This window comes from Rhizobium sp. Leaf371, from assembly GCF_001424045.1.
Taxonomy (GTDB): Bacteria; Pseudomonadota; Alphaproteobacteria; order Rhizobiales; family Rhizobiaceae; genus Ferranicluibacter.
Map to the genome: position 1 here is coordinate 186,293 of NZ_LMQB01000027.1, position 24,434 is coordinate 210,726.

35 protein-coding genes and 1 tRNA gene are annotated in these 24,434 nt (G+C 62.6%); 12 read left to right on the plus strand and 24 right to left on the minus strand.

All coding sequences use genetic code 11. From position 1 onward, the window contains the following. Positions 1-108 precede the first annotated feature (108 nt). Entirely contained in the window at positions 109-624 is a 516-nt protein-coding gene (locus ASG39_RS19140; protein WP_062596556.1) for a peptide deformylase, read from the plus strand. A 279-nt stretch (positions 625-903) separates the two neighbouring features. Here the strand turns inward: ASG39_RS19140 and ASG39_RS19145 are convergent. Beyond that, positions 904-988 (minus strand) — tRNA-Leu (locus tag ASG39_RS19145). 289 nt (positions 989-1,277) lie between these two features. Between ASG39_RS19145 and lipB the strand changes: the two genes are divergently transcribed. Next, entirely contained in the window at positions 1,278-2,045 is a 768-nt protein-coding gene (gene lipB / locus ASG39_RS19150; protein ID WP_062596557.1) for a lipoyl(octanoyl) transferase LipB, read from the plus strand. Here the strand turns inward: lipB and ASG39_RS19155 are convergent. Next, positions 2,008-2,892 (minus strand): DMT family transporter, encoded by an 885-nt coding sequence (locus tag ASG39_RS19155; RefSeq protein ID WP_062596734.1) that lies wholly within the window; start codon positions 2,890-2,892, stop codon positions 2,008-2,010. The genes lipB and ASG39_RS19155 overlap by 38 nt on opposite strands. 224 nt (positions 2,893-3,116) lie before the next feature. Between ASG39_RS19155 and ASG39_RS19160 the strand changes: the two genes are divergently transcribed. The 10 genes from ASG39_RS19160 (at position 3,117) to ASG39_RS19205 (ending at position 10,104) form a co-directional block, all read left to right on the plus strand. Continuing rightward, positions 3,117-3,512, plus strand: coding sequence for a helix-turn-helix transcriptional regulator (locus ASG39_RS19160; protein ID WP_062596558.1), 396 nt, complete (start codon positions 3,117-3,119; stop codon positions 3,510-3,512). Between the two features lie 76 nt (positions 3,513-3,588). Next, a complete protein-coding gene (locus tag ASG39_RS19165; protein WP_062596559.1) occupies positions 3,589-4,716 on the plus strand; it encodes an S-(hydroxymethyl)glutathione dehydrogenase/class III alcohol dehydrogenase in 1,128 nt (375 codons plus the stop codon). After that, positions 4,716-5,198 carry a GNAT family N-acetyltransferase gene (locus ASG39_RS19170; RefSeq protein ID WP_062596560.1) on the plus strand — a complete coding sequence of 161 codons (483 nt, stop codon included), beginning with the start codon at positions 4,716-4,718 and terminating at the stop codon, positions 5,196-5,198. Before ASG39_RS19165 ends, ASG39_RS19170 begins: the two co-directional genes overlap by 1 nt. Continuing rightward, positions 5,195-5,638: a YaiI/YqxD family protein gene (locus ASG39_RS19175; RefSeq protein ID WP_062596561.1), complete on the plus strand. Its 444-nt coding sequence runs from the start codon at positions 5,195-5,197 to the stop codon at positions 5,636-5,638. The genes ASG39_RS19170 and ASG39_RS19175 overlap by 4 nt, the downstream gene beginning before the upstream one ends. A gap of 76 nt (positions 5,639-5,714) precedes the next feature. Beyond that, positions 5,715-6,308 carry a DUF1345 domain-containing protein gene (locus tag ASG39_RS19180; RefSeq protein WP_244481279.1) on the plus strand — a complete coding sequence of 198 codons (594 nt, stop codon included), beginning with the start codon at positions 5,715-5,717 and terminating at the stop codon, positions 6,306-6,308. Positions 6,309-6,342: 34 nt separating this feature from the next. Next, entirely contained in the window at positions 6,343-7,176 is an 834-nt protein-coding gene (gene fghA, locus ASG39_RS19185; protein ID WP_062596562.1) for an S-formylglutathione hydrolase, read from the plus strand. 58 nt (positions 7,177-7,234) lie between these two features. Continuing rightward, the gene (crcB, locus tag ASG39_RS19190; RefSeq protein ID WP_062596563.1) at positions 7,235-7,612 is read left to right on the plus strand and encodes a fluoride efflux transporter CrcB; all 378 of its coding nucleotides are present in this window, start codon (positions 7,235-7,237) and stop codon (positions 7,610-7,612) included. Between the two features lie 65 nt (positions 7,613-7,677). After that, positions 7,678-8,664, plus strand: coding sequence for an RluA family pseudouridine synthase (locus ASG39_RS19195; RefSeq protein WP_062596564.1), 987 nt, complete (start codon positions 7,678-7,680; stop codon positions 8,662-8,664). Continuing rightward, entirely contained in the window at positions 8,664-9,320 is a 657-nt protein-coding gene (locus ASG39_RS19200; protein ID WP_062596565.1) for an HAD-IA family hydrolase, read from the plus strand. Before ASG39_RS19195 ends, ASG39_RS19200 begins: the two co-directional genes overlap by 1 nt. After that, on the plus strand, positions 9,313-10,104 hold the full coding sequence (locus ASG39_RS19205) for an ATP12 family chaperone protein (protein ID WP_062596566.1): 792 nt from the start codon (positions 9,313-9,315) through the stop codon (positions 10,102-10,104). Before ASG39_RS19200 ends, ASG39_RS19205 begins: the two co-directional genes overlap by 8 nt. 3 nt (positions 10,105-10,107) lie before the next feature. Here ASG39_RS19205 and sugE read toward each other — a convergent pair whose 3' ends face one another. The 22 genes from sugE to rplP all read right to left on the minus strand — a co-directional run bounded on the left by sugE (position 10,108) and on the right by rplP (position 24,427). Further along, entirely contained in the window at positions 10,108-10,422 is a 315-nt protein-coding gene (gene sugE, locus ASG39_RS19210) for a quaternary ammonium compound efflux SMR transporter SugE (protein WP_062596567.1), read from the minus strand. Between the two features lie 102 nt (positions 10,423-10,524). Further along, the gene (locus ASG39_RS19215; RefSeq protein WP_062596568.1) at positions 10,525-11,841 is read right to left on the minus strand and encodes a replication-associated recombination protein A; all 1,317 of its coding nucleotides are present in this window, start codon (positions 11,839-11,841) and stop codon (positions 10,525-10,527) included. Next, positions 11,838-13,133 carry a DegQ family serine endoprotease gene (locus ASG39_RS19220; RefSeq protein ID WP_244481280.1) on the minus strand — a complete coding sequence of 432 codons (1,296 nt, stop codon included), beginning with the start codon at positions 13,131-13,133 and terminating at the stop codon, positions 11,838-11,840. Before ASG39_RS19220 ends, ASG39_RS19215 begins: the two co-directional genes overlap by 4 nt. 403 nt (positions 13,134-13,536) lie before the next feature. Then, positions 13,537-13,962 carry a 50S ribosomal protein L17 gene (gene rplQ / locus ASG39_RS19225; RefSeq protein ID WP_062596569.1) on the minus strand — a complete coding sequence of 142 codons (426 nt, stop codon included), beginning with the start codon at positions 13,960-13,962 and terminating at the stop codon, positions 13,537-13,539. A 136-nt stretch (positions 13,963-14,098) separates the two neighbouring features. After that, a complete protein-coding gene (locus ASG39_RS19230; RefSeq protein ID WP_062468254.1) occupies positions 14,099-15,109 on the minus strand; it encodes a DNA-directed RNA polymerase subunit alpha in 1,011 nt (336 codons plus the stop codon). Between the two features lie 100 nt (positions 15,110-15,209). Then, positions 15,210-15,599, minus strand: coding sequence for a 30S ribosomal protein S11 (gene rpsK / locus ASG39_RS19235; RefSeq protein WP_062468256.1), 390 nt, complete (start codon positions 15,597-15,599; stop codon positions 15,210-15,212). Between the two features lie 234 nt (positions 15,600-15,833). Next, a complete protein-coding gene (rpsM, locus tag ASG39_RS19240) occupies positions 15,834-16,202 on the minus strand; it encodes a 30S ribosomal protein S13 (protein WP_062596570.1) in 369 nt (122 codons plus the stop codon). Positions 16,203-16,444: 242 nt separating this feature from the next. Then, the gene (locus ASG39_RS19245) at positions 16,445-17,041 is read right to left on the minus strand and encodes an adenylate kinase (protein WP_062596571.1); all 597 of its coding nucleotides are present in this window, start codon (positions 17,039-17,041) and stop codon (positions 16,445-16,447) included. Continuing rightward, entirely contained in the window at positions 17,038-18,378 is a 1,341-nt protein-coding gene (gene secY, locus ASG39_RS19250) for a preprotein translocase subunit SecY (RefSeq protein ID WP_062596572.1), read from the minus strand. Before secY ends, ASG39_RS19245 begins: the two co-directional genes overlap by 4 nt. A 315-nt stretch (positions 18,379-18,693) precedes the next feature. After that, positions 18,694-19,176: a 50S ribosomal protein L15 gene (rplO, locus tag ASG39_RS19255; RefSeq protein ID WP_062596573.1), complete on the minus strand. Its 483-nt coding sequence runs from the start codon at positions 19,174-19,176 to the stop codon at positions 18,694-18,696. Positions 19,177-19,189: 13 nt separating this feature from the next. Continuing rightward, the gene (rpmD, locus tag ASG39_RS19260) at positions 19,190-19,390 is read right to left on the minus strand and encodes a 50S ribosomal protein L30 (RefSeq protein ID WP_062596574.1); all 201 of its coding nucleotides are present in this window, start codon (positions 19,388-19,390) and stop codon (positions 19,190-19,192) included. Positions 19,391-19,403: 13 nt separating this feature from the next. Next, entirely contained in the window at positions 19,404-19,973 is a 570-nt protein-coding gene (gene rpsE, locus ASG39_RS19265) for a 30S ribosomal protein S5 (RefSeq protein WP_062468268.1), read from the minus strand. 191 nt (positions 19,974-20,164) lie between these two features. After that, positions 20,165-20,527, minus strand: a complete 363-nt coding sequence (gene rplR / locus ASG39_RS19270; protein ID WP_062468270.1) for a 50S ribosomal protein L18 — start codon at positions 20,525-20,527, stop codon at positions 20,165-20,167. Positions 20,528-20,539: 12 nt separating this feature from the next. Beyond that, on the minus strand, positions 20,540-21,073 hold the full coding sequence (gene rplF / locus ASG39_RS19275; protein ID WP_062596575.1) for a 50S ribosomal protein L6: 534 nt from the start codon (positions 21,071-21,073) through the stop codon (positions 20,540-20,542). Between the two features lie 42 nt (positions 21,074-21,115). After that, complete coding sequence (rpsH, locus tag ASG39_RS19280) at positions 21,116-21,514, minus strand: 30S ribosomal protein S8 (RefSeq protein ID WP_062468274.1); 399 nt, start codon at positions 21,512-21,514, stop codon at positions 21,116-21,118. A 12-nt stretch (positions 21,515-21,526) separates the two neighbouring features. After that, positions 21,527-21,832 (minus strand): 30S ribosomal protein S14, encoded by a 306-nt coding sequence (gene rpsN / locus ASG39_RS19285; protein ID WP_062596576.1) that lies wholly within the window; start codon positions 21,830-21,832, stop codon positions 21,527-21,529. A 31-nt stretch (positions 21,833-21,863) separates the two neighbouring features. After that, a complete protein-coding gene (gene rplE, locus ASG39_RS19290) occupies positions 21,864-22,424 on the minus strand; it encodes a 50S ribosomal protein L5 (protein WP_062596577.1) in 561 nt (186 codons plus the stop codon). Next, on the minus strand, positions 22,424-22,726 hold the full coding sequence (gene rplX, locus ASG39_RS19295) for a 50S ribosomal protein L24 (RefSeq protein WP_062596578.1): 303 nt from the start codon (positions 22,724-22,726) through the stop codon (positions 22,424-22,426). The genes rplE and rplX overlap by 1 nt, the downstream gene beginning before the upstream one ends. 13 nt (positions 22,727-22,739) lie before the next feature. After that, positions 22,740-23,108, minus strand: coding sequence for a 50S ribosomal protein L14 (rplN, locus tag ASG39_RS19300; RefSeq protein ID WP_062468282.1), 369 nt, complete (start codon positions 23,106-23,108; stop codon positions 22,740-22,742). 444 nt (positions 23,109-23,552) lie between these two features. Further along, positions 23,553-23,789 (minus strand): 30S ribosomal protein S17, encoded by a 237-nt coding sequence (rpsQ, locus tag ASG39_RS19305; protein WP_062596579.1) that lies wholly within the window; start codon positions 23,787-23,789, stop codon positions 23,553-23,555. 12 nt (positions 23,790-23,801) lie between these two features. After that, on the minus strand, positions 23,802-24,002 hold the full coding sequence (gene rpmC, locus ASG39_RS19310) for a 50S ribosomal protein L29 (protein ID WP_062468286.1): 201 nt from the start codon (positions 24,000-24,002) through the stop codon (positions 23,802-23,804). 11 nt (positions 24,003-24,013) lie between these two features. Next, positions 24,014-24,427: a 50S ribosomal protein L16 gene (rplP, locus tag ASG39_RS19315; protein ID WP_062596580.1), complete on the minus strand. Its 414-nt coding sequence runs from the start codon at positions 24,425-24,427 to the stop codon at positions 24,014-24,016. Between the last annotated feature and the right edge of the window lie 7 nt (positions 24,428-24,434).

Here is a 24,434-nt window from a genome sequence, read left to right on the forward strand (position 1 = left end):
TCGTTCGAGCGCTGCACCGGCACTTTAAGGCATGGCGACCGCGGAACGGCGCGACCCCGATCGCGCTGCTCTGAACCATCCTCCAACGCGACCCTATGGGAGCTTCGCATGCCGATCCGATCCATCATCCCTTTCCCGGATGCCCGCCTCAGAACACCGGCGGAACCGGTCACCACCTTCGATGGCGATCTCGCAGACCTGGCCACCGATCTGCTCGACACCCTGCGCGCCGCGCCGGGCATCGGCATCACCGGCCCGCATATCGGCATTCTCCGCGCGATCACGGTCATCGAGATCGATGCGAAGGCCGGTCCGCGGATCTTCATCAACCCGGAGATCCTCAGCGCCTCCCGGGAAACCACCCGGCACATGGAAGGCAGTGTCTCCATGCCAGGCTTCACCGACGAGGTCGAGCGACCCGCCACGGTCACGGTCCGCTATCAGACCCTTGAAGGACTCTGGCAGGATGAGGAAGCGGACGGCCTGCTCGCGATCTGCCTGCAGCACGAGATCGACCAGATCAACGGCATCTTCTGGCTCCAGCGCCTGTCTCGGCTGAAGCGGGAGCGGATCGTGAAGAAATACGAGAAATCGTTACCTCGGCAGCGGCACGTCGCCATCTGATCTGCGATGTTCCGTTGACCGCCTTGGTCAATCGACAGACGACCCGTTGACCGGAGCCGCTGCCCGCTGGACGTCATGACATGCGTCACGACCATATTGACGAGGTAAGCAAGAGCCACAGACCCGCGACGTCTATATGGGGGACGACCCGAACGATGGATGTCTGCGCTTGGAGCAAAGGAGCAAGGAACTGTTTCCGAGGCTTGGCCTGAAAGTCGGTTCGTCCAAAAACCAAAACACTGACAAGACACAAAAAAACCGGCCTAAGCCGGTTTCTGTTGGTGCGGTCGAGAAGACTCGAACTTCCACGGGTTGCCCCACAGCGACCTCAACGCTGCGCGTCTACCAATTCCGCCACGACCGCATCGTGGTAGATCCGAATTGCTCCGGCGGGGGTGCATGTAGCAAAAGGATTTGGGGGGCACAAGGGCGGGATGCGGAAAAGTTGGCGGTGGTCAAAACTATTTCCAGGGCCTGTGGACAGAGCCGGGAATTCCGACTTTAACCCTTGATCACAAAGCCCCATCTAGAGGCGACCGATCGGCTGGCCGGGCCCGTGTCTGCACGGAGATACAGGCTCGATCCCACAGGACAACGAAACTGCGCGGCACGGGATTTTTCTCGGATGCCCCGCAGCATTTGCAGGAAGACCCATGCAGCGCGACGCTCTCGAAAGTCGTTTCTTTGCCGTCGATGGTAACCCGCCCGTCCGCTGGCGGATTGCCGATGGACTCGTGCCCTACGACGTCGCCGTGGAGACGATGGAGCGCGAGGTGGCCGCCATCGCGGCCGGTGAGGCGGATGAGCTCGTCTGGATGGTCGAGCATCCGCCGCTTTACACCGCGGGTACCAGCGCCGATTCGGCCGATCTCGTCATGCCCGACCGCTTTCCGGTCTTTGCCACGGGGCGCGGCGGCGAGTACACCTATCATGGCCCGGGTCAGCGCGTGGTCTATGTCATGCTCGACCTGAAGCGACGCCGGCAGGACGTTCGCGCCTTCGTGGCGGCGCTGGAAGATCTCGTCATCCGCACGCTGGCCAGCATGAACGTCACCGGCGAGCGGCGCGAGGATCGCGTTGGCGTCTGGGTCCGCCGACCCGAAAAAGCCCCCCTGCCCGATGGTACGCCCGTCGAGGACAAGATCGCCGCGATCGGTATCCGCCTGCGGCGCTGGGTGAGTTTTCACGGCCTGTCGCTGAATGTCGATCCGGATCTCGACCATTTCGACGGCATCGTGCCGTGCGGCATTCGCGGGCACGGCGTGACCAGTCTCGTCGATCTCGGATTGCCGGTGATGATGGAGGATGCCGACATGCGCCTTCGCGATGCGTTCGAGGAGGTGTTCGGGCCGACGATATCCGACAGGACGGCCCCTGTGGTCGTCAGTGCATCGGCTGGCGACGCTCCCGCCAGATCATGAACAGGCCGGAGCCGACGATGATGGCGACGCCGAGCCATTTCGAGGCGGTCGGGAATTCGCCGAAGACGAGATAGCCGAGGATGGTCGCCGCGATGATCTCGAAATAGTGCAGCGGCGCCAGCACGGAGGCGGGTGCGGCCTGAAACGCCTTGACCACCATCAGGTGCCCATAGCTGGAGATCGTGCCGAGCGCGATGACGAGGCCCCATCCGAGCGGCGTCTGCGGCAGCGACGGCACGAAATCCGCCGCGCCCATGCCATGGCCGAGGGCGATGGTCGCCGCCATGAACAGCGTGCCGCCGACGCCGGCAAAGGTCTGCATCGCGAGCGGCGTGTCGGCGGCACCGGAGGCGCGGTTCATCAGGAGATAGCAGGCAAAGAGAAAGGCGCAGGCCACCGGCATCAGCGCGGTCAGGCCGAAGACCTGAAAGCTCGGCTGGATCACGATCATTGCGCCGAAAAAGCCGATGCCGATTGCCGTCCACCGCCGCCAACCGACCTTTTCACCGAGGATCAGCGCCGAAAGGCAGGTCAGGATGAACGGCTCAACGAAATAGATCGCGAACACGTCGGCGAGCGGCATGTATTTCACGGATACGAAGAAAAAGAGCGATGCGGCGGCAAGCAGCACGCCGCGCAGCATGTTGTACCAGGGCCGCTGCGGCACCAGCGCCTTCGGGCCGCCCAGTCGAAGCAGCATCGGCAGCGTCGCGACGAGCTGGAAGAAGAATCGGTAGAACGTCACCTGCGCCGGCGACATTCCGAGCTCGACCGCCATATATTTCGCGATGGCATCCATGCAGGGCAGGATCATCATTGCGGTGAGCAGCAGGAGGACGCCCTGCATCACGGTGGCGGGCTTCGCGGTTTCGGGCGTCGCGGTTTCGGGCAGGTCGGAAGATGGGCGGGTCATGCGAATCAGGCTCCAGATCCGAGGTCGGACGCAGCCCATGGCAATGCTCTCCCGGCCGTTTCCGCAAGGCGTAGCCCGACGGATATTTGACGCTGCGGGCCCTTTTCTTTCCCGATCGTGGATGTAGGCTTGGGCGGGAGCACGATGAGGAGAACGCCATGCGGGTATCGACAGACGCCATGATGGCCATGCTGCGGCAGCCGCGCGACACGGACACGCCTGGCGGGCGGCTGTTTCGCGCACGCGGCGTGCTCAATCTCAGCCTCGACGACCTCGCCGAGCGTCTTACAGTGTTGCCGGAGACGGTCTCCGACTGGGAGCGCGACCGCAGCGAGCCGGAGGGAGAAAAGCTGGCGCTGCTCGCGGATCTCCTGGGCGTGACGCCGCGATGGCTGATCGCCGGGATCACCGAGCCGTCCGGCATCACCCTCTCGCCCTCGGCCATACAGGCCCTGCTCGAGGAACTCGAGAGCGCGAAGGCGCTGCAGGCGCAGGCGGGAAAGGCGATAGACGCGCTTGAGACCTCGCTTCGCCGCGTCCTAAAGAGTATCTGAACAGAGATATCGAATCGTGCGCGCCGGCCGCTCGGCATCGCGCCCCATCAAAAGCATTAGATCCAGGAGACATTTCATGGACGTTCGCGCTGCCGTTGCCGTTCAGGCTGGCAAACCCCTCGAAATCATGACCGTGCAACTGGATGGACCGCGCGCCGGCGAAGTTCTCGTCGAGATCAAGGCGACCGGCATCTGCCACACGGACGAGTTCACCCTGTCGGGTGCCGATCCGGAAGGCCTGTTTCCCGCCATTCTCGGCCATGAGGGTGCGGGCATCGTGGTCGATGTCGGCCCGGGCGTGACGTCGCTGAAGAAGGGCGACCATGTCATTCCGCTCTACACGCCGGAATGCCGCGAGTGCTATTCGTGCCTGTCGCGCAAGACGAACCTCTGCACCTCCATCCGCGCCACGCAGGGCCAGGGCCTCATGCCGGACGGCACCTCGCGGTTCTCGATCGGCAAGGACAAGATCTTCCACTACATGGGCTGCTCGACCTTCGCCAATTTCACGGTCCTGCCGGAAATCGCGCTCGCCAAGGTCAACCCGGACGCGCCCTTCGACAAGATCTGCTATATCGGCTGCGGCGTCACGACCGGCATTGGCGCCGTCATCAACACGGCCAAGGTGGAGATCGGCTCGACGGCCATCGTCTTCGGTCTCGGCGGCATCGGGCTGAACGTACTGCAGGGCCTGCGTCTGGCCGGCGCGGACATGATCATCGGCGTCGACATCAACAACGACCGCAAGGCCTGGGGCGAAAAGTTCGGCATGACGCATTTCGTCAATCCGAAGGAGGTCGGCGACGACATCGTGCCCTTCCTCGTCAACATGACGAAGCGCAACGGTGACACGATCGGCGGCGCCGACTACACATTCGACTGCACAGGCAACACCAAGGTGATGCGCCAGGCGCTTGAGTCTTCGCATCGCGGCTGGGGCAAATCCGTCATCATCGGCGTTGCCGGCGCGGGCCAGGAAATCTCCACCCGCCCCTTCCAGCTGGTCACCGGCCGCAACTGGATGGGCACCGCCTTCGGTGGCGCGCGCGGCCGCACCGACGTGCCGAAGATCGTCGAATGGTACATGGAAGGCAAGATCCAGATCGACCCGATGATCACCCACACGATGCCGCTCGACGACATCAACAAGGGCTTCGACCTGATGCATGCGGGCGAAAGCATCCGCAGCGTCGTGATCTATTGATGGGACACACGCCCTACGAGGTCGACCTGCGGGCGATGGATGCCCTGTCCGCGGCCGACCTCTATGCATTGCTGAAGATGCGTGTCGATGTGTTCGTGGTGGAGCAGACCTGCCCCTACCCCGAGCTCGACGGCAAGGATGCGACGGCACTGCATCTCCGGCTGATGGAAGGCGAAACGCTCGTCGCCTCCGCGCGGCTGTTGCCGTCCAAGGGGTCGGGCGAACCGGCGCGCATCGGTCGCGTCGTCGTCTCGCCGGATCACCGCGGAAAGCAGCTCGGCAACGCCGTGATGCGCGAGGCGATCTCCGCCTGCGAGACCGCCTTTCCGGGCGCGCCGATCGCGCTGTCCGCGCAGAGCCATCTGCGGGCGTTCTATGCGCGCCTCGGCTTCGAGGCAACGTCGGACGAGTATGTCGAAGACGGCATTCCGCATGTGGACATGCTGCGGCAGCCGCCACCCGTTTCGCTGGAGGTCGCGTGATCTACGTCGATGCCGATGCCTGCCCCGTCAAGCCGGAGATCCTCAAGGTCGCCGAACGGCATGATCTGCCGGTGACGCTGGTTGCCAATTCCGGGCTGCGTCCGTCGCGCGATCCGATGGTGACGAACGTGATCGTCTCGGCCGGTTTCGATGCGGCCGACGACTGGATCGCGGAGCGTGCAGGCCCCGGCGACGTAGTCATCACGGCGGATGTACCTCTCGCAGGACGCTGTGTTGCCAAGGGGGCGCTCGTGACAGGGCCCACAGGGCGCGTCTTCGATGTCGCCAATATCGGCATGGCGACTGCCATGCGGGATCTCGGCGCCCATCTGAGAGAAACGGGCGAAAGCCGCGGCTTCAATGCCGCCTTTACCGCCCGCGACCGCTCGGCCTTTCTCGAAACGCTCGACCGGCTCTGCCGGCGCGCAAAGCAGGCCTGAACCCGTGGCGGACACACGTGGCGCACTCATTCCCCGGCGGCATCTTCCCTTTACGCTCGGCGCCATCGCGGCCGCTTTGTCGCTGCCGGTGGGCTTCCTCGAAAGCGGGCGGTTCGCCATCGAGCTCGCGGCCGTCCTGTTCTTCCTCGTCTATCTCGGCATGATCGCGATCCGCATTCCGACGCTGAGCGGGTCCTATCTCAAAGAAAATGCGGCCGGCACCGACGAGCCGGAGATCGTCATTCTCGGCGTCACCCTTGCGGCCGTCGTCATCTGCCTCGGCTCCCTGTTTCAGGCGTTGAACGAGAAGGATGGAGCGCCGCTTCCCGAGCAGATCCTCGCCTTCGCCTCCGTGGCGCTCGGCTGGCTGACGGTCCACACCATGGCGGCGATTCACTACGCGCACCGCTACTGGAGCCCCGAGCTTGCAAGTGACGACGCGGGTGAGAACGGCAATCGTCGCGGCCTCGACTTTCCGGGAACGGACATGCCGGGCATCTTCGATTTCCTCTATTTTTCCTTCGTCATCGGCATGACGGCGCAAACGTCGGACGTCGCGATCAACACGACGGCCATGCGCAAGATCAACCTGATCCACGCCGTCGTCTCGTATTTCTTCAACACCGTGCTCATCGCCGTGGCGGTCAATGCCGCGGTCGCTTTGCTCTGAACACATCGTCCGACCTGCCCAGAGGAAGTCTCCCATGAAAGTCCTGTCCCAGACCATCGCCTTCGGCGGCATGCAAGGCGTCTATTCGCATCGTTCGGAGGCCTGCGACTGCGATATGACCTTTGCCGTCTTCGTGCCGCCGCAGGCAGTGAGCCAGCCCTGCCCGGTCGTCTGGTATCTCTCCGGCCTGACCTGCAACCACGCCAATGTGATGGAGAAGGGCGAGTACCGGCGGCTGGCGGCCGAACTTGGCCTCATCATCGTCTGCCCGGATACCAGCCCGCGCGGCGACGATGTCGCGGACGAGGCGGCGAACTGGCAGATGGGCAAGGGTGCCGGCTTCTACCTCGATGCGACGCAGGAACCGTGGGCGCGCCATTATCGCATGGAAACCTACATCACGCAGGAACTGCCGGCGCTGATCGCCGCGCAATTTCGCGCCGACATGAGCCGTCAGGCAATCTTCGGCCACTCGATGGGCGGCCATGGCGCGATGACCATCGCGCTCAAAAACCCGGACCGCTTCCGCAGCTGCTCGGCCTTCGCGCCCATCGTCCAGCCCTCGACGGCCGATTGGTCGAGCGGCGCGTTCGAGAAATATCTCGGCGCGGACAAAGCCGCATGGCGGGCTTATGATGCCTGCGCGCTGGTCGAGGACGGCGCCCGCTTCCCGGAATTCCTGATCGACCAGGGAACGGCCGACGGCTTTCTGGAGACGGGTCTGCGTCCCTGGCTGTTCGAGGACGCGATCAAGGGAACCGGCATCGCCCTGACGCTGCGGATGCAGGAGCGTTACGATCACTCCTATTACTTCATCTCCACGTTCATGGACGATCATCTGCGCTGGCATGCGGAGCGGCTGGCGTGATGACGGGGACGGCAGACCGACCCCACGCGCCGACGATCGGTGACGGGAGACGGCGGCGATGCTGAATATTCTCCTGGTCGCGCTTGGCGGTGCCAGCGGCTCCGTGCTGCGCTATCTCGCCGGGATCGCCAGCGTCCGGCTGATGGGTGCGGGCTTTCCCTGGGGAACGCTGTTCGTCAACGTCACCGGCTCGTTCCTCATCGGCGTGCTGTCCGAGGTCATCGCCCGGCGGTTCGGGGCCTCGCCCGAGCTGCGTCTGTTCCTCGTCACCGGCATCCTCGGTGGCTACACCACCTTCTCGGCCTTCTCGCTCGATGCAGCAATGCTCGCCGAACAGGGCCAATTCGGCGCGGCGGCGCTCTATGTGGCCCTCAGCCTCGTCCTTTCCGGCCTCGCCGTCGTTGCAGGTCTGGCCCTGATGCGCGCAATCGTCTAAAGCGGGCGCTTGACGACGATGATGGATGGCTGGCCCTTTGGCCGCCAAGGACGAAAGACCAGGACATGGCGGGTATCGAGCACAAGACGGTGGAAGCCGATGAAAACGGCATGCGCCTCGATCGCTGGTTCAAGGTGCACTATCCCGGCCTCGGCTTCGGGCCGCTGCAGAAGTTGCTGCGCTCCGGCCAGGTTCGCGTCAATGGCGGCCGGGTGAAATCCGATTTTCGCGTGGAAGCCGGGCAGTCGATCCGCATTCCGCCGATGGATGTCGATGAGAACCGCAAGACCGGGCCGATTCCGAACCACGACCTGAAGCACTCGTCCGACCACGAACTTCTGTCGCGCATGCTGCTGCATGAGGACGCCAAGGTGATCGTGCTCAACAAGCCGCCGGGCATCGCCGTGCAGGGCGGATCCGGCCTCAACCGGCATATCGATCAGATGCTCGAAGCCTGGACCAGCCCGAAGGGCGAAAAGCCGCGCCTCGTGCACCGGCTCGACCGCGATACATCGGGTGTTCTGGTCGTGGCGCGCACCCGCGGCGCGGCGCAGAAGCTGACCGCCGCGTTTCGCGAACGCGACACGAAGAAGACCTATTGGTCGCTGGTCAAGGGCGTGCCGCGCAAGCGCGAGGACAAGGTGTCCAGCTGGCTCGTCAAGGAGCAGACGCCGGATGGCGACCGGATGCGCATCGCCCGCCATGGCGACGATGGCGCCGACCATGCGATTTCCTACTACCGGGTGCTGGAGCAGGCAGGCCAGAACTTCGCCTGGCTGGAGATGGAGCCTTATACCGGCCGGACGCACCAGCTGCGCGTCCATGCCCTGCACATCGGCCACCCGATTCTCGGCGATCCCAAATATTTCGATGATGCGCCCAGCTGGAATTTCCCGAGCGGCGTCCAGAACCGCCTCCATCTGCATGCACGCAAGATCGACATTCCCCATCCCGATGGCGGACGCCTGACGATCACGGCGCCGATGCCCCAGCATATGGTTCAGACCTGGAACCTGTTCGGTTTCGACATGGCCAATGCCGGAGAGGAATGATGCGGCTGGTTCTGTTCGATTGCGACGGCACGCTGGTCGATAGCGCGGGCGTGATCCATGAGACGATGGCGCGGACGTTCGACGCATTCGGCCTCGCCCCGCCCGCCCTTGATGACACGAAGTCCATCATCGGGCTGACCCTCGACATCGCGATCGCCCGGTTGACCGGGGAGCCTCATGTCGATGATCGGGCGCTCGCGATGACGGCACACTATAAGGCCATCTACACGGATGTGCGTGCCGAAGGCTTTTCCGAACGGCCCTTCCCGGGCATCGCCGCCCTGATGCGCACGCTCGGGCAGCGGGAGGACCTCGTCGTCGGTGCGGTGACGGGCAAATCCCGGCGCGGGCTCGACATCATTCGTACGTCGCACGGTTTTCATTTCACGGTCTCGCGCACGGCCGACGACTGCCCGTCGAAGCCGCACCCGGCGATGGTCACCGAATGCTGCGCGGAAGCCGGCTTCGAGCCGCGCGACACGCTTGTCATCGGCGATGCCATCTACGATATGCAGATGGCAAAGGGTGCGGGCGCAACGGCGATCGGCGTTTCCTGGGGCTATGCGCCCCCGACTGCCCTTCTTGCCGCCGGCGCCGACCATATCGTCCAGACGCCGGACGATATCCTTGCTCTGCTGGAGACTGCGCATGCCTGATATCCGCGACGACTTCACCAACACGTTCAGCGATCCCGACCCGGTCCGGCGCGCGCAGATCCAGATGCTCAAGCCCCTGCCGAAGCGATTCTACAAGGATGTCTCGATCGGCCCCGTCGAGGATGGCACATTCGCCATTCTTCTCGACGGTCGCCCGGTGAAGACCCCCGCCAAGCAGGTGCTCGCCGTACCGACCAGAAGTCTGGCCGAACGCCTGGCGGCGGAATGGGAGGCCCAGGTCGAACAGATCGATCCCGGCATCATGCCGGTGACGCGTCTCGTCAACAGCGCGCTCGATGGCGTCTCAAAGGACATCGGCGCCGTGTTCGACGATATCCTCAACTTTTCAGGCACGGACATGCTCTGCTACCGCGCCGACCAGCCGGAAGGGCTCGTCGCCCGTCAGCAGGCGCAGTGGGACCCGATTCTCGACTGGATGTCGGTCACGTTCGGTGCGCATTTCATCCTTGCGGAAGGCGTGATCCACCAGAGCCAGCCGCAGGCCGCGATCTCCGCATTCGCCGACGCGCTGCGCGCCTATCGGACACCGCTCGCGCTCTCGGCGCTGCACGCCATGACCACGCTCACCGGTTCCGCGATCCTGCCGCTGGCCATTGCCGAGCGGCGCCTGAGCGTGGACGAGGCCTGGGCGCTGGCGCATCTCGATGAGGACTGGCAGATCGAGCACTGGGGCACGGACGACGAAGCGTTCCAGCGCCGTGAACTGCGCTGGCGCGACATGCAGGCGGCCAGCGCCGTTCTCGATTCGATTCGGACCGCGTAAGGTTCAAGCCGTGAGCTTAAGCCCGGCGATGCCTGCGACGATCAGGCCGATGCAGCCGAGGCGAACCGCCGTTGCCGGCTCGGCAAACAGGACGATGCCGAGAATCACGGTTCCGACCGTGCCGATCCCGGTCCAGATCGCATAGGCCGTGCCGAGCGGAAGCGTCCGCAGCGCCAGGCCGAGAAGCGCGATGCTGGCGATCATGGCGCCAATGGTCAGGATGGTGGGAAGAGGCTTCGAGAAGCCATCGGTGTATTTCAGGCCGATGGCCCAACCGATTTCGAACAGTCCCGCGAGAAAAAGCAGAAGCCAAGCCATGGAGATCACTCCTGTGAGGAGCGAGGTCGTCCCCGCATGGATGAAATATTCGCGGTCGTCCGCTGTCCTTCTTATGCCACATCCTGCATCGCCGGGCAATCGTCAGCCTTCGCCGCCGCGCTCCTTGCGCAGCTTGTCCCACCAGTCGAGCCGCTTGCGGATGTCCCGCTCGAAGCCCCGTTCCGGCGGATCGTAAAAGGTCTGGCGCCCCATCTTCTCGGGAAAGTAGTCCTGGCCGGAGAATGCGTCCGGCTCGTCATGATCGTAGCGATAGCCATCGCCATAGCCCGCGCCCTTCATCAGCTTCGTCGGCGCGTTGAGAATGTGCTTGGGCGGGAGCAGCGAGCCGTTCTGCTTGGCCGCGCGCATGGCAGCCTTGTAGGCGGTGTAGACGGCATTCGATTTCGGCGCGGTCGCAAGGTAGACGCAGGCCTGTGCCAGCGCCAGTTCGCCTTCCGGCGAGCCGAGATAGTCGTAGGCGTCCTTTGCGGCATTGCAGACGACAAGGGCCTGGGGGTCGGCAAGGCCGATATCCTCGACCGCCATGCGCACCAGACGCCGGCCGAGATAGAGCGGGTCCTCCCCTGCATCGAACATGCGGCAGAGGTAGTAGAGCGCCGCGTCCGGATCCGAGCCGCGCACGGCCTTGTGAAGCGCGGAGATGAGATTGTAGTGGCCGTCCTGGCCCTTGTCGTAGACCGGTGCCCGGCGCTGGACGACCTCCTGCAGCCCCGAGACGTCGAAGGTTTCGCCCTTCCGCGCCGCGCGCCACACTTCTTCGGCCAGCGTCAGCGCCGCACGCCCGTCGCCGTCCGCCATGCGGATGAGGCTCGCCCGCGCGTCCTCGTCGAGCGGCAGGGGCTTTGCCTCCGTCGTCTCCGCCCGGGCCAGAAGCTCCCGCAGACTGTCCTCATCATGCGATCGGAAGGTCAGCACGCGGGCGCGCGAGAGGAGAGCGGCGTTCAGCTCGAACGACGGATTCTCCGTGGTGGCCCCGACGAGGATAATCGTTCCGTCTTCCATGACAGGGAGAAAACTGTCCTGCTGCGCCCGGTTGAAGCGATGGATCTCATCCACGAAGAGCAGCGTCTGGCGACCGGACATGCGCCGCGTCCGGGCCATCTCGAAAACCTTCTTAAGATCCGCCACGCCGGAGAAGATCGCGGAAATCTGCTCGAAGGCGAGCCCCGTCTCGCCGGACAGGAGGCGTGCGACCGTCGTCTTTCCTGTGCCGGGCGGTCCCCAGAAGATCATCGAGCCGAGCGAGCCCGAATCGATCATCCGCCGCAACGCGCCATCTTCCCCGGTCAGATGCGCCTGCCCGGTGACGTCCGCGAGCGTCTGCGGCCTCAGCCTGTCGGCAAGCGGCCGCTTGGCCTGGTGGCCTTCCGGCTCATGGGGCGCAAAAAGATCGCTCATCGGAAGAACTGGCGGATCCGTTGCCCGTCACGCTCGATCTCGACGCGCCAGAAAGCCGGATCGTCTGACGCCGCCTTCACCAGCGTCTCGGTCTTATCGATCGGCACGCCATTGACGGCGATGATGATATCCTTCGGCGCAAAGCCGACGCGGGCGGCGGGAGAGCCGCGGTTGACGGCCGTGATCACGACACCTTTCGACGCGGCCGACATGTGAAGCTCGTCGGCGAGACGCGGCGACAGGTTGCCGACGACGGCGCCGGCGAACGGCGTGCGGCCCTCGATCAGCCGCTCGTCGCGCGGCGCCGTTTCCGGCGCGCGTTCGAGCCGCAACGTGACCTCACGCACCTTGCCGTTGTTCGCAACGCTCAGCCGCGCATCCTTGCCGATGCCGACCGTGGTCAGGCGGTAGCCGAGCGCGTCTGGATGTTCGACAGCGATGCCGTTGACGGCGGTAACCACTTCGCCGGGCCGGATACCCGCCTTCTCCGCCGGGCCGCCTTCGATCACGGAACTGACCAGCGCACCCCGCGCCCGATCAAGCCCAAGGGCGTCGGCCACCTCCGAGGTGACCGGCTCGAAGCTAGCACCGATGAAGGGACGTACGAAGCTGCCGGTGCCGCCCTTGGCCGATTCGATGAAGACCTTCACGAGATTGGCAGGAATGGCGAAGCCGACGCCGTTGGAGCCACCGCCGCGCGAGAAGATGGCGGTGTTGATCCCAATCAGCTCGCCCTTCATGTCGATCAGACCGCCACCCGAGTTGCCCGGGTTGATGGCGGCATCCGTCTGGATGAAGAAGCCGAAATCGCTGCCGGGCGTCACCTGGTTGCGCGCCAGGGCCGAAACGATGCCGCTCGTCACCGTCTGACCGACGCCGAAGGGATTGCCGATCGCGAGCACCAGATCGCCGACCTCGACGCTGTCGGAGTCTCCGAGCGGGATCGTCTGAAACGGCGCACTGCCCTCGATCTTCAGAACGGCGAGGTCCAGGCGGTCGTCCTTCAGAACCACCTTCGATTCGAATTCCCGACCATCCGCCAAGGCGACCTTGATGTCGTCGGCACCTTCGATGACGTGATTGTTGGTCACGACGATACCGTCCGCACCGACGATCACGCCCGAGCCGAGCGACGACTGCTTTTCGGAGCGATTCGGCATGCGCTGACCGAAGAACTGCTGCAGGAACGGATCGTCCGCCAGCGGAGAACGGCTCTCGACGAGTTTTTCCGCATAGACATTCACCACGGCGTTGGCCGTCTGCTTGACGAGAGGCGAAAAGGACATCTGCATCTCGGCGCGGCTTTCCGGAACGGTCTTGACCGTGCCGTCCGCCGCGCTGCTCGTGCTCGCCACCGGCGTCGCCACCGCGCTGGTCTTCAGCGGGTCGATGGTCGGATGGGACTCACCGAGATCCGTCGGCGCTACGAAATGCGCAAGGAACATGATGATGACGAGGCCGGCAATGCCGGACAGGACGAGCGACAATGGCGAGCGGTGCATGGGGAACCCTTGATGCAGAGGTAACAGGCTTGTCGAGGAGAAATAGGATGAAGCGACGGGAAAGCAAAGCCACCGTCTTCGGCAAAAGCATGGCGGCGACGGCGTCGCCTGAGGGGTTACGGTGCGCCGGCGCCGGAAACGAAAACAGCCGGACTTTCGCCCGGCTGTTTTTAGACTGATCTGCCTGAAAAGATCAGGCTGCTTCAGCGGCGTCCGCTTCGGCTGCAACGCGAGCCTTGTCGGCTGCGCCCTTGGCATCGACGTCGCGATCGACGAATTCGATGACCGCGATCGGGGCGTTGTCGCCCTGGCGATAACCGGCCTTCATGATGCGAAGGTAGCCGCCGTTGCGGGTGGCGTAACGGGTGGCGATCGCATCGAACAGCTTGGCGACGACGGTCACGTCACGGATCTGCGAGATGGCCTGACGACGGGCGTGCAGGTCGCCACGCTTGCCGAGCGTCACGAGCTTTTCGACGATCGGGCGGATTTCCTTGGCCTTCGGCAGCGTCGTGATGATCTGCTCGTGCTGGATCAGCGAAGCCGCCATGTTGGCGAACATCGCCTTGCGGTGGCTGGCGGTACGGTTCAGCTTGCGGCCGGCTTTCTGGTGGCGCATGGCTATTCTCCTTTATGCAGGTGTCGCTCTCTCTGGAGGACCTGCCGTTTCCTGGCACATACAGGCACCGTGCGATGTCTCGCATGGCCTGCTGTTTGACGGGGAAAGGCAGAGTTTCGACCTGCCTTGTCTGTTCTTAATACTGGTCTTCGTAGCGCTTTGCGAGATCTTCGATGTTCTCGGGCGGCCATGCGGGCACTTCCATGCCGAGGTGCAGGCCCATGGAAGCGAGAACTTCCTTGATTTCGTTCAGCGACTTGCGGCCGAAGTTCGGAGTCCGGAGCATTTCGGCTTCCGTCTTCTGAATGAGGTCGCCGATGTAGACGATGTTGTCGTTCTTCAGGCAGTTTGCCGAGCGAACGGACAGTTCGAGTTCGTCCACCTTCTTGAGAAGCGCCGGGTTGAACGCGAGTTCGGTAACGGCTTCCTCTTCGGCTTCCTTCTGCGGCTCGTCGAAATTGACGAAAACGCCGAGCTGGTCCTGGAGAATACGCGCTGCGAACGCAACGGCATCTTCACCGGTCACGGAGCCATCGGTCTCGATCGTCATCGACAGCTTGTCGTAGTCGAGAACCTGGCCTTCGCGGGTGTTTTCCACCTTGTAGGACACTTTCTTGACCGGCGAATAGAGGCTGTCGACCGGGATGAGGCCGATCGGTGCATCTTCCGAACGGTTGCGATCCGCCGGAACATAGCCCTTGCCGTTGTTGACCGTAAACTCCATGCGGATCTCTGCGCCCTCGTCGAGCGTGCAGATCACGTGGTTCGGGTTCAGGATCTCGATGTCGCCGACCGTCTGGATGTCGCCAGCCGTGACCACACCCGGGCCCTGCTTGCGGACGACCATGCGCTTGGCATCGTCGCCGTCCATCTTGATGGCGATTTCCTTGATGTTCAGGACGATGTCGGTGACATCTTCGCGGACGCCCGGGATCGAGGAGAATTCGTGCAGAACGCCGTCGATCTGTACGGCCGTGACGGCGGCCCCGCGGAGCGAGGAGAGAAGAACGCGACGCAGCGCGTTGCCGAGGGTCAGACCGAAGCCACGCTCAAGCGGTTCCGCGACAAGGCTGACCTTGGTGCGACCGGAAGACGTGAACTCGACCTTGTTCGGCTTGATCAGTTCCTGCCAGTTTTTCTGAATCATATGTTTTGCCTTCCGTTCGTTGCCACCATCCATTCGTGGCAACGGAGCCCTGAAGCGCCGGCGAGAGCGATCTCCCGCCGGACCTGATGACGAGTGCGTATCAGACGCGGCGCTTCTTGCGCGGACGGCAGCCATTGTGCGGGATCGGCGTCACGTCGCGAATGGACGTGATCATGAAACCCGCTGCCTGAAGGGCGCGCAGAGCCGATTCACGGCCGGAACCCGGGCCCGTGACTTCGACTTCGAGTGTCTTCATGCCGTGTTCCTGCGCCTTCTTGGCAGCATCTTCAGCGGCGATCTGCGCTGCGAACGGGGTCGACTTGCGCGAGCCCTTGAAGCCCTTCGAGCCGGCCGACGACCATGCAATGGCATTGCCCTGCGCATCGGTGATGGTGATCATCGTGTTGTTGAACGACGAGTTCACGTGGGCGACGCCCGTCGAGATATTCTTGCGTTCGCGACGACGTACGCGTGTGGCTTCCTTGGCCATATTAACCCTTTCACGGATCTCTGCACCGCCGTAATTCCAGCGGCTACACCGGGGAGACCTGCTCCCCACTTTCATCAGCGATGCCGGAACCCTTCAGGGGCTCCCCGGCATCGCGGCGATATCAACGCTGCCGTATTTCCAGCAGCTCCACCGAACAACGGCCCAGGCCGTCCTCGACATACCAAAAAGAGGCCGGTGCTTCGCACCAGCCTCCTCACCCCCGTTTCCGGGAGATTATTTCTTCTTGCCGGCAATCGCCTTTGCCGGACCCTTGCGGGTGCGGGCATTGGTGTGCGTGCGCTGGCCGCGAACGGGCAGCGAGCGACGATGACGCAGGCCGCGGTAGCAGCCAAGGTCCATCAGACGCTTGATGTTCATCGACGTCTCGCGACGCAGGTCGCCTTCGACCTGGTATTCGCGGTCGATGGCTTCGCGGATCTGAAGAACTTCAGCATCCGTCAGCTGATGCACGCGGCGTTCAGCCGGGATACCGACCTTTGCGACGATTTCCTGTGCGAATTTCGGTCCGATCCCGTGAATATAGGTGAGCGCGATAACAACGCGCTTTGCCGTCGGGATGTTGACGCCAGCGATACGAGCCACGTCTGTTCTCCTTGCTTCCAGTTGCCATCCGGCAATAGGTGCTTCTATGCAGCCTTGAATAGCCGTCAGTTTCAATTTTCGTTCGGAACACGGGACAAAAGCCCAGCCCGGACTTCACTTGTGAAATCCGCGCCATTCCCCTGCATGTTGCGAGTTAGCGCGGTCTTTAGACGGAATCGGCCGGAAAAGTCAACTCCCGGCCAGTCCTTTTCTTGTCCAACAAGGCTATGCGCCCGGTATCGTCAGACTTCGGCCGCAGCCGAAGCAAGAATCTCGTTGATCTGTCGCGTGACTGTTTCCACAGGCGCCATTCCGTCGAGCGTCTTCAGCTCTCCGGTCTTCGCGTAATGCTGCGAAAGCGGCGCGGTCTTCTCGCGATATTCGACAAGACGCTTCTTAACCGATTCTGGATTGTCGTCCGAGCGAACTTTACCGCCGGCCGCCAAAGTTTCCGCGACTCGGTTCTCGATGCGCCGCACGAGCGCGTCCTCGTCGACCTTCAGCTCGATGACCGCATCGAGCTTCAGACCCTTCTGGTCGAGCATGTGCCCGAGAGCGATCGCCTGCGGGACCGTGCGCGGGTAACCGTCCAGGATAAAGCCACGGGCGCAATCCTCGGCATCGATTCGGTCCGAGACGATCTCGTTGACGATCTCGTCGGATACGAGCTGGCCCGCATCCATCACGGCCTTTGCCCGCTTGCCGACGTCGCTCTCCTCCGCGACGGCAGCACGCAGCATGTCACCGGTCGACAACTGGGGAATGCCGAAGCGTTCCGTCAGAAGCTTGGCCTGCGTCCCCTTGCCGGCCCCGGGCGGTCCTAAAAATATCAGTCTCATCGGCCCCTCTTCCCTCCACGCAACTTCGACTTCTTGATCAGCCCTTCATACTGCTGGGCGATCAGATGACCCTGTATCTGTGCTACAGTATCCAGCGTCACGCTGACAACAATCAAAAGCGATGTACCACCAAGGTAGAACGGCACCCCGGTCTGCGCGATGACGAATTCCGGAAGGATGCAGACGAAGATCAGGTAGACCGCGCCAATGACGGTAATGCGCGTCAGGACGTAGTCGATGTATTCCGCCGTCCGCTCACCCGGGCGAATGCCGAGGATGAAGCCGCCATGCTTCTTCAGATTGTCTGCCGTATCCTTCGGATTGAAGACGATGGCCGTGTAGAAGAAAGCGAAGAAGGCAATCATCGCGGCATAGAGGATCATGTAGAGCGGCTGGCCGTGCGCAAGCGACCCTACGATGGTCGTGGCCCAGCCGGGGAGCGTGGCGCTGTCTGCGAAGCCTGCGAGGGTCGCGGGAAGCAGCAGCAGAGAGGATGCGAAGATCGCGGGGATGACGCCGGCCGTGTTCAGCTTTAGCGGCAGATGCGAGGTGTCGCCCTGGAACATCCGATTGCCGACCTGGCGCTTCGGATACTGGATCAGCAGGCGACGCTGTGCCCGCTCGACGAAGACGATGAGCGCGATGACGGCGACGACCATGATGATGATGCCGAGAATCAGCGGCGTCGAGAGCGCGCCTGTGCGGCCAAGCTCCAGCGTACCGGCTAGAGCCGTCGGCAGGTGGGCGACGATGCCCGCGAAGATGATGAGCGAGATACCGTTGCCGATGCCGCGCGAGGTGATCTGCTCGCCGAGCCACATCAGGAACATCGTGCCGCCCAGCAACGAGATGACGGTGGAGATGCGGAAGAACCAGCCCGGATCGTTCACGAGACCGTTGCCGCTCTCCAGACCGACAGCGATACCATAGGCCTGCAGCAGGCCCAGGAGCACCGTGCCGTATCGCGTGTACTGGTTGATGATCTTGCGGCCCTGCTCGCCTTCCTTCTTCAGCTGTTCCAGCGACGGAACGACCGAGGTCATCAGCTGGACGATGATGGAAGCGGAGATATAGGGCATAATTCCGAGCGCGAAGATCGCCATGCGCGAGACCGCGCCGCCGGAAAACATGTTGAAGAGACCGAGGATGCCGCCGCTCTGTCCCTGGAAGGCCTGCGCGAACGCATCGGGGTTCAGGCCGGGAAGCGGGATATAGGTGCCCAGCCGGTAGACCAGCAGCGCGCCAAGCGTGAACCAGAGGCGCTTCTTGAGGTCCTCCGCCTTCGCGAACGTTCTGAAATTGAGATTGGAGGCGAGCTGTTCCGCTGCAGAAGCCATGCGATTCTCCGCGTAGCCAGTTCCGAACCCGCGGCGTCAGACCCGGCCGACTCCGGAAAAGCTTGAATTACGTTTCTGCACGACGTCTTAGAACCAAATCGATTGAAAGAGCAATCATGCGCTTGTCGATATCTCCAGGCATCGCGTCACATTCCCTTGAAATGTGACCCGTTCGCCCGGCGCTATCCGGCTCGAAGATTCTGGCCGACACGGCCCTTGTCCCCTGCCCTTCACGTCTTGCCCGCGCTCGTCGCGCGTCCTCCAGACGCAATAAACCGCCCGGTGTGTAGCACCCCGGGCGGTTCGACTTCAAGATTATTCGCTGGCAGCGACCGGCTTGGCGGACAGCAGCTTGATGGAGCCGCCGGCCTTTTCGATCTTCTCGATCGCGGACTGCGAGGCACCGGCCACTTCGATCGTGACCTTGCCCTTGAGTTCGCCGTCCGAGAGGATACGAACGCCGTCGCGGGCGCGACGGATGATGCCGGCGGCCTTCAGTGCAGCGGCGTCGATCGTGGCGGCAGCGTCGAGCTTCTTGGCATCGATCGCGGTCTGGATACGGCCGAGCGACACGACAACAAAGTCCGAACGGAAGATGTTGTTGAAGCCGCGCTTCGGCAGACGACGGTAGATGGGCATCTGGCCGCCTTCAAAACCGTTGATCGCGACGCCGGAACGGGCCTTCTGACCCTTGACACCACGGCCGGCCGTCTTCCCGGAACCGGAGCCGATACCACGACCCAAACGCTTGCGCGAATGGGTGGCACCTTCGTTGTCTCTGACTTCATTCAGCTTCATGATGGTATCTCCCTCACTTCTCGTCGATAACGCGGACGAGGTGCTGGACGGACCGGATCATGCCGCGAACGGAAGGTGTGTCTTCCAGCGTGCGCACCCGGTGCATCTTGTTGAGACCCAGGCCGATCAGCGTTGCACGCTGGCTGGCGGGGCGGCGGATGGGGCTGCCGATCTGCTCGACAGTAACCGTCTTACCGGTGGTTTCAGTGGCCATCGTACGGACTCCCTTATTCTTCCGACGTGACGCCAGCCGCTTCGCGACGGGCCTGCAGCGTGGCGAACTTGAGGCCGCGCTGTGCCGCGATGTCCTTCGGGTGCATCTGGTTCTTCAGAGCATCGAAGGTGGCGCGGATCATGTTGTAGGGGTTGGACGAACCGGTCGACTTGGCAACGACGTCGTGCATGCCGAGCGTTTCGAAAACAGCGCGCATCGGGCCGCCGGCGATGATGCCGGTACCGGCCTTGGCCGAACGCAGCAGGACCTTGCCGGCGCCGTGGCGACCGTGAACGTCATGATGCAGGGTACGGCCGGAGCGCAGCGGAACGAAAATCAGTTCGCGCTTGGCAGCTTCGGTGGCCTTGCGGATGGCTTCCGGCACTTCGCGTGCCTTGCCATGACCGAAGCCGACGCGGCCCTTCTGGTCGCCGACGACGACGAGAGCAGCGAAGCCGAAACGACGGCCGCCCTTCACCACCTTGGCGACGCGGTTGATTGCGACGAGCTTATCGACGAATTCGCTGTCGCGCTCTTCGCGGTTCTGGCGGTCGTCGCGAGAACCTCTTCTTTCTTGTGCCATTGTCCTTTTCCTTTTTCTTTTCCGGGTGCAATCGGCAGATTGATCGGTGCCGCCCCTCGCAAGTGCCAGAGTACGGCGAATTCCCGACATGGCTTCGGCCCGGATGTACCGGGCCGGCCCGTCGTGGAAATGGGAGCCTTACTTCTCTTCGTCAGATTCGGAAAGCCGGAAACCGGCTTTCCTCACCGAACTTAGAAGTTGAGGCCACCTTCGCGGGCGGCTTCAGCCAGGGCCTTGATACGGCCATGATAGATGAAGGCGCCACGATCGAAGACGACGTCCTTGACGCCGGCTTCGGATGCACGCTCCGCGAGGAGCTTGCCGACGGCAGCAGCTGCCGCCGTGTCGGCGCCCGTCTTCAGAGACGTGCGCAGACCGGTGTCGAGCGTCGAAGCGGACGCCAGCGTCGTGCCGGCGACATCGTCGATGACCTGTGCGTAGATGTTCTTCGACGAGCGATGAACCGACAGGCGTGGACGGCCGTTGGCGACCGCCTTGATTTGACGACGAACGCGCGAAGCGCGACGTACAAGATTATCTTTCCTGCTAGCCATTTCGCGTGATCCTTACTTCTTCTTGCCTTCTTTGCGGATGATCCGCTCGCCCGCGTACTTCACGCCCTTGCCCTTGTAGGGCTCGGGGCCGCGATATTCGCGAATCTCTGCGGCCACCTGGCCGACCTGCTGCTTGTTGATGCCCGAAACGACGATTTCCGTCGGCTTGGGAACAGCGATCGTGATGCCTTCCGGCGTCTGGTAGACGACGTCATGGCTGAAGCCGAGTGCCAGTTGCAGGTTCTTGCCCTGCAGGGCCGCGCGGTAACCGACGCCGTTGATTTCGAGCTTGCGCTCGAAGCCGTCCTTCACGCCCTTCAGGATGTTCTCGACCATCGTGCGGGACATGCCCCACTTGGAACGAGCGTCCTTGGACTGGCTGACCGGCTCGACGACAACGGCATTGTCCTCAAGCTTGACAGAGACTTCGTCGTTGGCGACGAAGAACAGTTCGCCCTTCGGGCCCTTTGCCGTCACCTTCTGTCCATCGACAGTCGCGGTGACACCAGCGGGAACCTGAACGGGCTTCTTACCGATACGAGACATGTTTCAATCCTGTCTGTTCGTTCTGGAGATCCCTGTTCCGTATTAGAATACGGAGCAGAGGACCTCGCCGCCGACGTTCTGTTCACGAGCCTGGTGATCGGCCATCACACCCTTCGGAGTCGAAAGGATGGTGATGCCGAGACCGTTCGCGACCTGCGGAATGGACTTGACCGAGACATAGACCCGGCGGCCCGGCTTGGACACGCGGCCGATCTCACGGATCACCGACGCGCCTTCGTAGTACTTCAGCTCGATGTTGAGCTCGGACTTGCCGTTGTCGAAATCGACTTCGGAATAGCCGCGGATGTAGCCTTCGGACTGCAGCACGTCGAGAACGCGGGCACGCAGCTTGGAAGCCGGCGTCGTTACGTTCGTCTTGCGGCGTGCAGCGCCGTTACGGATACGGGTGAGCATATCGCCCAAGGGATCAGTCATTGTCATTTGCCCGTCTCCTTACCAGCTCGACTTCACGATACCCGGAATCTTGCCGAAATTGCCCAGTTCGCGCAGGGCGATACGGGACATTCCCAGCTTCCGGTAGTAGGCGCGCGGACGGCCGGTGACTTCGCAACGGTTGCGAACGCGGGTCTTCGACCCATCACGCGGCAGGCTTGCCAGTTTCAGAGTTGCCTTGAACCGCTCTTCGATCGGAAGAGACTGGTTCATGATGGTCGCCTTCAGCTCGGCCCGCTTGGAGGCCTGCTGGGTAACCAGCTTGCGGCGGCGCTTGTTCTTTTCAACTGCGCTCGTTTTCGCCATGAAACGTAATCCTTCTGCTTGTCGTTACGGCTTACTGGCGGAACGGGAAGTTGAACTCTGTGAGCAGAGCCCGTGCTTCGTCGTCCGTCGTGGCCGTCGTGCAAACGATGATGTCCATGCCCCACATTTGATCGACCTTGTCGTAGTTGATCTCAGGGAACACAATGTGTTCCTTCACGCCCATGGCGAAGTTGCCACGGCCGTCGAAGGATTTTGGGTTCAGGCCGCGGAAGTCGCGAACGCGCGGAAGCGCGATGTTGATCAGGCGGTCCAGAAATTCGTACATGCGTGCGCCGCGCAGGGTGACCTTCGCGCCGATCGGCATGTCTTCGCGCAGCTTGAAGCCGGCGATGGAGGTACGGGCCTTGGTGACGACCGGCTTCTGGCCGGCGATCGCTGCAAGGTCGGCCGCTGCGATCGAAGGCTTCTTCGAGTCGCCGGTGGCTTCGCCAACACCCATGTTGATGACGATCTTGTCGAGCTTCGGGATCATCATTTCGTTGGCGTAGGAGAACTTCTCCCGCAGCGCCGGACGAATGCGAGCGTTGTATTCGCTCTTGAGCCGCGGCTCATAGGACTTGGTGTCAGCCATCAGATAACATCTCCCGAACGCTTGGCCACGCGAACCTTCTTGTCGCCATCGATGCGGAAACCAACGCGGGTGGCCTTGCCGTCCGTGTCAGCGATCGCGATGTTCGACAGGTGGATCGGGGCTTCCTTGTTGATGATGCCGGCTTCCTGGCTCTGGGTCTGGCGCTGGTGACGCTTCACCATATTGACGCCACGCACGACAGCCTTGTCGTCCTTCGGCATGACCTGGATAACTTCGCCGGTCCGGCCCTTGTCCTTGCCGGCGAGTACGACGACCTTGTCGCCCTTACGAATCTTGTTCATCTCTAATCGCCCCTTACAGTACTTCTGGAGCCAGCGAGATGATCTTCATGTGGTTCTTGGCGCGAAGCTCGCGCGGAACCGGTCCGAAGATACGGGTGCCGATCGGCTCTTTCTTGTTGTCGATAAGAACGGCTGCGTTGTTATCGAAGCGGATGACGCTGCCGTCCGGACGGCGGATGTCCTTGGCGGTGCGTACGACGACCGCCTTCATCACATCGCCCTTCTTGACGCGGCCGCGCGGGATGGCTTCCTTGATGGAAACGACGATGACGTCGCCCACGGAAGCATACTTGCGCTTGGAGCCGCCCAGCACCTTGATGCACATGACACGACGTGCGCCGGAATTATCCGCCACGTCGAGGTTTGTTTGCATCTGAATCATGTCAGGTCGCCTTCTTGTTGTGACCGGACCGGTTGGGATCTCCTCATCGTGAAAGAGAGCCCCCTGTTCCGGCTTATGAAAATTTGCATGCGGCGCGCTGCACCCTCTTGCGAAGGGCGGCACGCCACAATGCTTTCAATGGCATTCCCAGTCCCTCGCCTCTTTGAGAGAAACGGGCGGGACATGATGCGACAGCGCGGGATCGATCTTGCCAGGGTGGTTTCCTGAAAACAGGACCTTCCGTGCGCTCAAAGCAAAAGAACGCTCGTAACCCCGAGCGTTCCGTGGCTGCTTCATACAGAGATTCTCGCCGATTACAAGGGGTGAGGTCCGAAACCCCGGCCAATTTGGCCAGAACCCGGACCCTGCCCGATGGTACGAAGACGCCGCGCTTCCGTGTCTTGGCGACACTGCGCGGCGTCATCGGCGTAAAGTCTGGTCGAGTTAAGCCTGGGCGGAAATGACCGTCCAGGTCTTGTCCTTGGAGATCGGCGCGCATTCCTGAATGGAAACAAGGTCGCCGACCTTGAACTGGTTCTTCTCGTCGTGCGCCTTGTACTTCTTGGAGCGACGGACGGTCTTCTGGAGGATCGGGTGCGCAAAGCGGCGCTCGACCCTTACGACGACGGTCTTCTCGTTCTTGTCGGAGACGACGGTGCCCTGCAGAATGCGTTTCGGCATTTTTCTTGGTCCTTAGGCCTTGGCTTCTGCCGCCTTCTGGCGGGCAATGGTTTTGATGCGCGCGATGTCCTTGCGGACCTCGTTGATGCGCGACGACTTTTCAAGCTGGCCGGTCGCCTTCTGGAAGCGCAGGTTGAACTGCTCCTTCTTCAGCTTGGCAAGCTCGTCGTTGAGCTGGTCGGCGCTGAGCGCCCGAACGTCATTGGCTTTCATGGGGCTTCTCCTTACTCCGCAATGCGCTGAACGAAGCGCGTCTTGACGGAGAGCTTCGCAGCACCAAGACGAAGGGCTTCGCGAGCGAGCTCCTCGTTGACGCCATCGATCTCGAACATCACACGACCAGGCTTGACCTTGCACGCCCAGTATTCGACGGAGCCCTTACCCTTACCCATGCGGACTTCGGTCGGCTTCGCGGTGACCGGAACGTCCGGGAATACGCGGATCCAAACGCGGCCGGCACGCTTCATATGACGCGTGATCGCGCGGCGGGCCGCTTCGATCTCGCGCGCATTGACGCGGTTCGGTTCGAGGGACTTCAGGCCGAATTCGCCGAAAGCGAGATCAGACCCGCCCTTGGCTACGCCCTTGATGCGGCCCTTGAATTGCTTGCGATACTTCGTACGCTTTGGCTGCAACATTTTTTTA

Excerpts from the sequence above, each read along its gene's own strand:
- ASG39_RS19140 (WP_062596556.1), top strand. The coding sequence starts at position 109 with ATGCCGATCCGATCCATCATCCCTTTCCCGGATGCCCGCCTCAGAACA.
- lipB (WP_062596557.1), top strand. The coding sequence starts at position 1,278 with ATGCAGCGCGACGCTCTCGAAAGTCGTTTCTTTGCCGTCGATGGTAAC.
- ASG39_RS19155 (WP_062596734.1), bottom strand. The coding sequence starts at position 2,892 with ATGCAGGGCGTCCTCCTGCTGCTCACCGCAATGATGATCCTGCCCTGC.
- ASG39_RS19160 (WP_062596558.1), top strand. The coding sequence starts at position 3,117 with ATGCGGGTATCGACAGACGCCATGATGGCCATGCTGCGGCAGCCGCGC.
- ASG39_RS19165 (WP_062596559.1), top strand. The coding sequence starts at position 3,589 with ATGGACGTTCGCGCTGCCGTTGCCGTTCAGGCTGGCAAACCCCTCGAA.
- ASG39_RS19170 (WP_062596560.1), top strand. The coding sequence starts at position 4,716 with ATGGGACACACGCCCTACGAGGTCGACCTGCGGGCGATGGATGCCCTG.
- fghA (WP_062596562.1), top strand. The coding sequence starts at position 6,343 with ATGAAAGTCCTGTCCCAGACCATCGCCTTCGGCGGCATGCAAGGCGTC.
- crcB (WP_062596563.1), top strand. The coding sequence starts at position 7,235 with ATGCTGAATATTCTCCTGGTCGCGCTTGGCGGTGCCAGCGGCTCCGTG.
- ASG39_RS19195 (WP_062596564.1), top strand. The coding sequence starts at position 7,678 with ATGGCGGGTATCGAGCACAAGACGGTGGAAGCCGATGAAAACGGCATG.
- ASG39_RS19200 (WP_062596565.1), top strand. The coding sequence starts at position 8,664 with ATGCGGCTGGTTCTGTTCGATTGCGACGGCACGCTGGTCGATAGCGCG.
- ASG39_RS19205 (WP_062596566.1), top strand. The coding sequence starts at position 9,313 with ATGCCTGATATCCGCGACGACTTCACCAACACGTTCAGCGATCCCGAC.
- sugE (WP_062596567.1), bottom strand. The coding sequence starts at position 10,422 with ATGGCTTGGCTTCTGCTTTTTCTCGCGGGACTGTTCGAAATCGGTTGG.
- ASG39_RS19215 (WP_062596568.1), bottom strand. The coding sequence starts at position 11,841 with ATGAGCGATCTTTTTGCGCCCCATGAGCCGGAAGGCCACCAGGCCAAG.
- ASG39_RS19220 (WP_244481280.1), bottom strand. The coding sequence starts at position 13,133 with ATGCAGATGTCCTTTTCGCCTCTCGTCAAGCAGACGGCCAACGCCGTG.
- rplQ (WP_062596569.1), bottom strand. The coding sequence starts at position 13,962 with ATGCGCCACCAGAAAGCCGGCCGCAAGCTGAACCGTACCGCCAGCCAC.
- ASG39_RS19230 (WP_062468254.1), bottom strand. The coding sequence starts at position 15,109 with ATGATTCAGAAAAACTGGCAGGAACTGATCAAGCCGAACAAGGTCGAG.
- rpsK (WP_062468256.1), bottom strand. The coding sequence starts at position 15,599 with ATGGCCAAGGAAGCCACACGCGTACGTCGTCGCGAACGCAAGAATATC.
- ASG39_RS19245 (WP_062596571.1), bottom strand. The coding sequence starts at position 17,041 with ATGAGACTGATATTTTTAGGACCGCCCGGGGCCGGCAAGGGGACGCAG.
- secY (WP_062596572.1), bottom strand. The coding sequence starts at position 18,378 with ATGGCTTCTGCAGCGGAACAGCTCGCCTCCAATCTCAATTTCAGAACG.
- rplO (WP_062596573.1), bottom strand. The coding sequence starts at position 19,176 with ATGAAGCTGAATGAAGTCAGAGACAACGAAGGTGCCACCCATTCGCGC.
- rpmD (WP_062596574.1), bottom strand. The coding sequence starts at position 19,390 with ATGGCCACTGAAACCACCGGTAAGACGGTTACTGTCGAGCAGATCGGC.
- rpsE (WP_062468268.1), bottom strand. The coding sequence starts at position 19,973 with ATGGCACAAGAAAGAAGAGGTTCTCGCGACGACCGCCAGAACCGCGAA.
- rplR (WP_062468270.1), bottom strand. The coding sequence starts at position 20,527 with ATGGCTAGCAGGAAAGATAATCTTGTACGTCGCGCTTCGCGCGTTCGT.
- rplF (WP_062596575.1), bottom strand. The coding sequence starts at position 21,073 with ATGTCTCGTATCGGTAAGAAGCCCGTTCAGGTTCCCGCTGGTGTCACC.
- rpsH (WP_062468274.1), bottom strand. The coding sequence starts at position 21,514 with ATGACAATGACTGATCCCTTGGGCGATATGCTCACCCGTATCCGTAAC.
- rpsN (WP_062596576.1), bottom strand. The coding sequence starts at position 21,832 with ATGGCGAAAACGAGCGCAGTTGAAAAGAACAAGCGCCGCCGCAAGCTG.
- rplE (WP_062596577.1), bottom strand. The coding sequence starts at position 22,424 with ATGGCTGACACCAAGTCCTATGAGCCGCGGCTCAAGAGCGAATACAAC.
- rplX (WP_062596578.1), bottom strand. The coding sequence starts at position 22,726 with ATGAACAAGATTCGTAAGGGCGACAAGGTCGTCGTACTCGCCGGCAAG.
- rplN (WP_062468282.1), bottom strand. The coding sequence starts at position 23,108 with ATGATTCAGATGCAAACAAACCTCGACGTGGCGGATAATTCCGGCGCA.
- rpsQ (WP_062596579.1), bottom strand. The coding sequence starts at position 23,789 with ATGCCGAAACGCATTCTGCAGGGCACCGTCGTCTCCGACAAGAACGAG.
- rpmC (WP_062468286.1), bottom strand. The coding sequence starts at position 24,002 with ATGAAAGCCAATGACGTTCGGGCGCTCAGCGCCGACCAGCTCAACGAC.
- rplP (WP_062596580.1), bottom strand. The coding sequence starts at position 24,427 with ATGTTGCAGCCAAAGCGTACGAAGTATCGCAAGCAATTCAAGGGCCGC.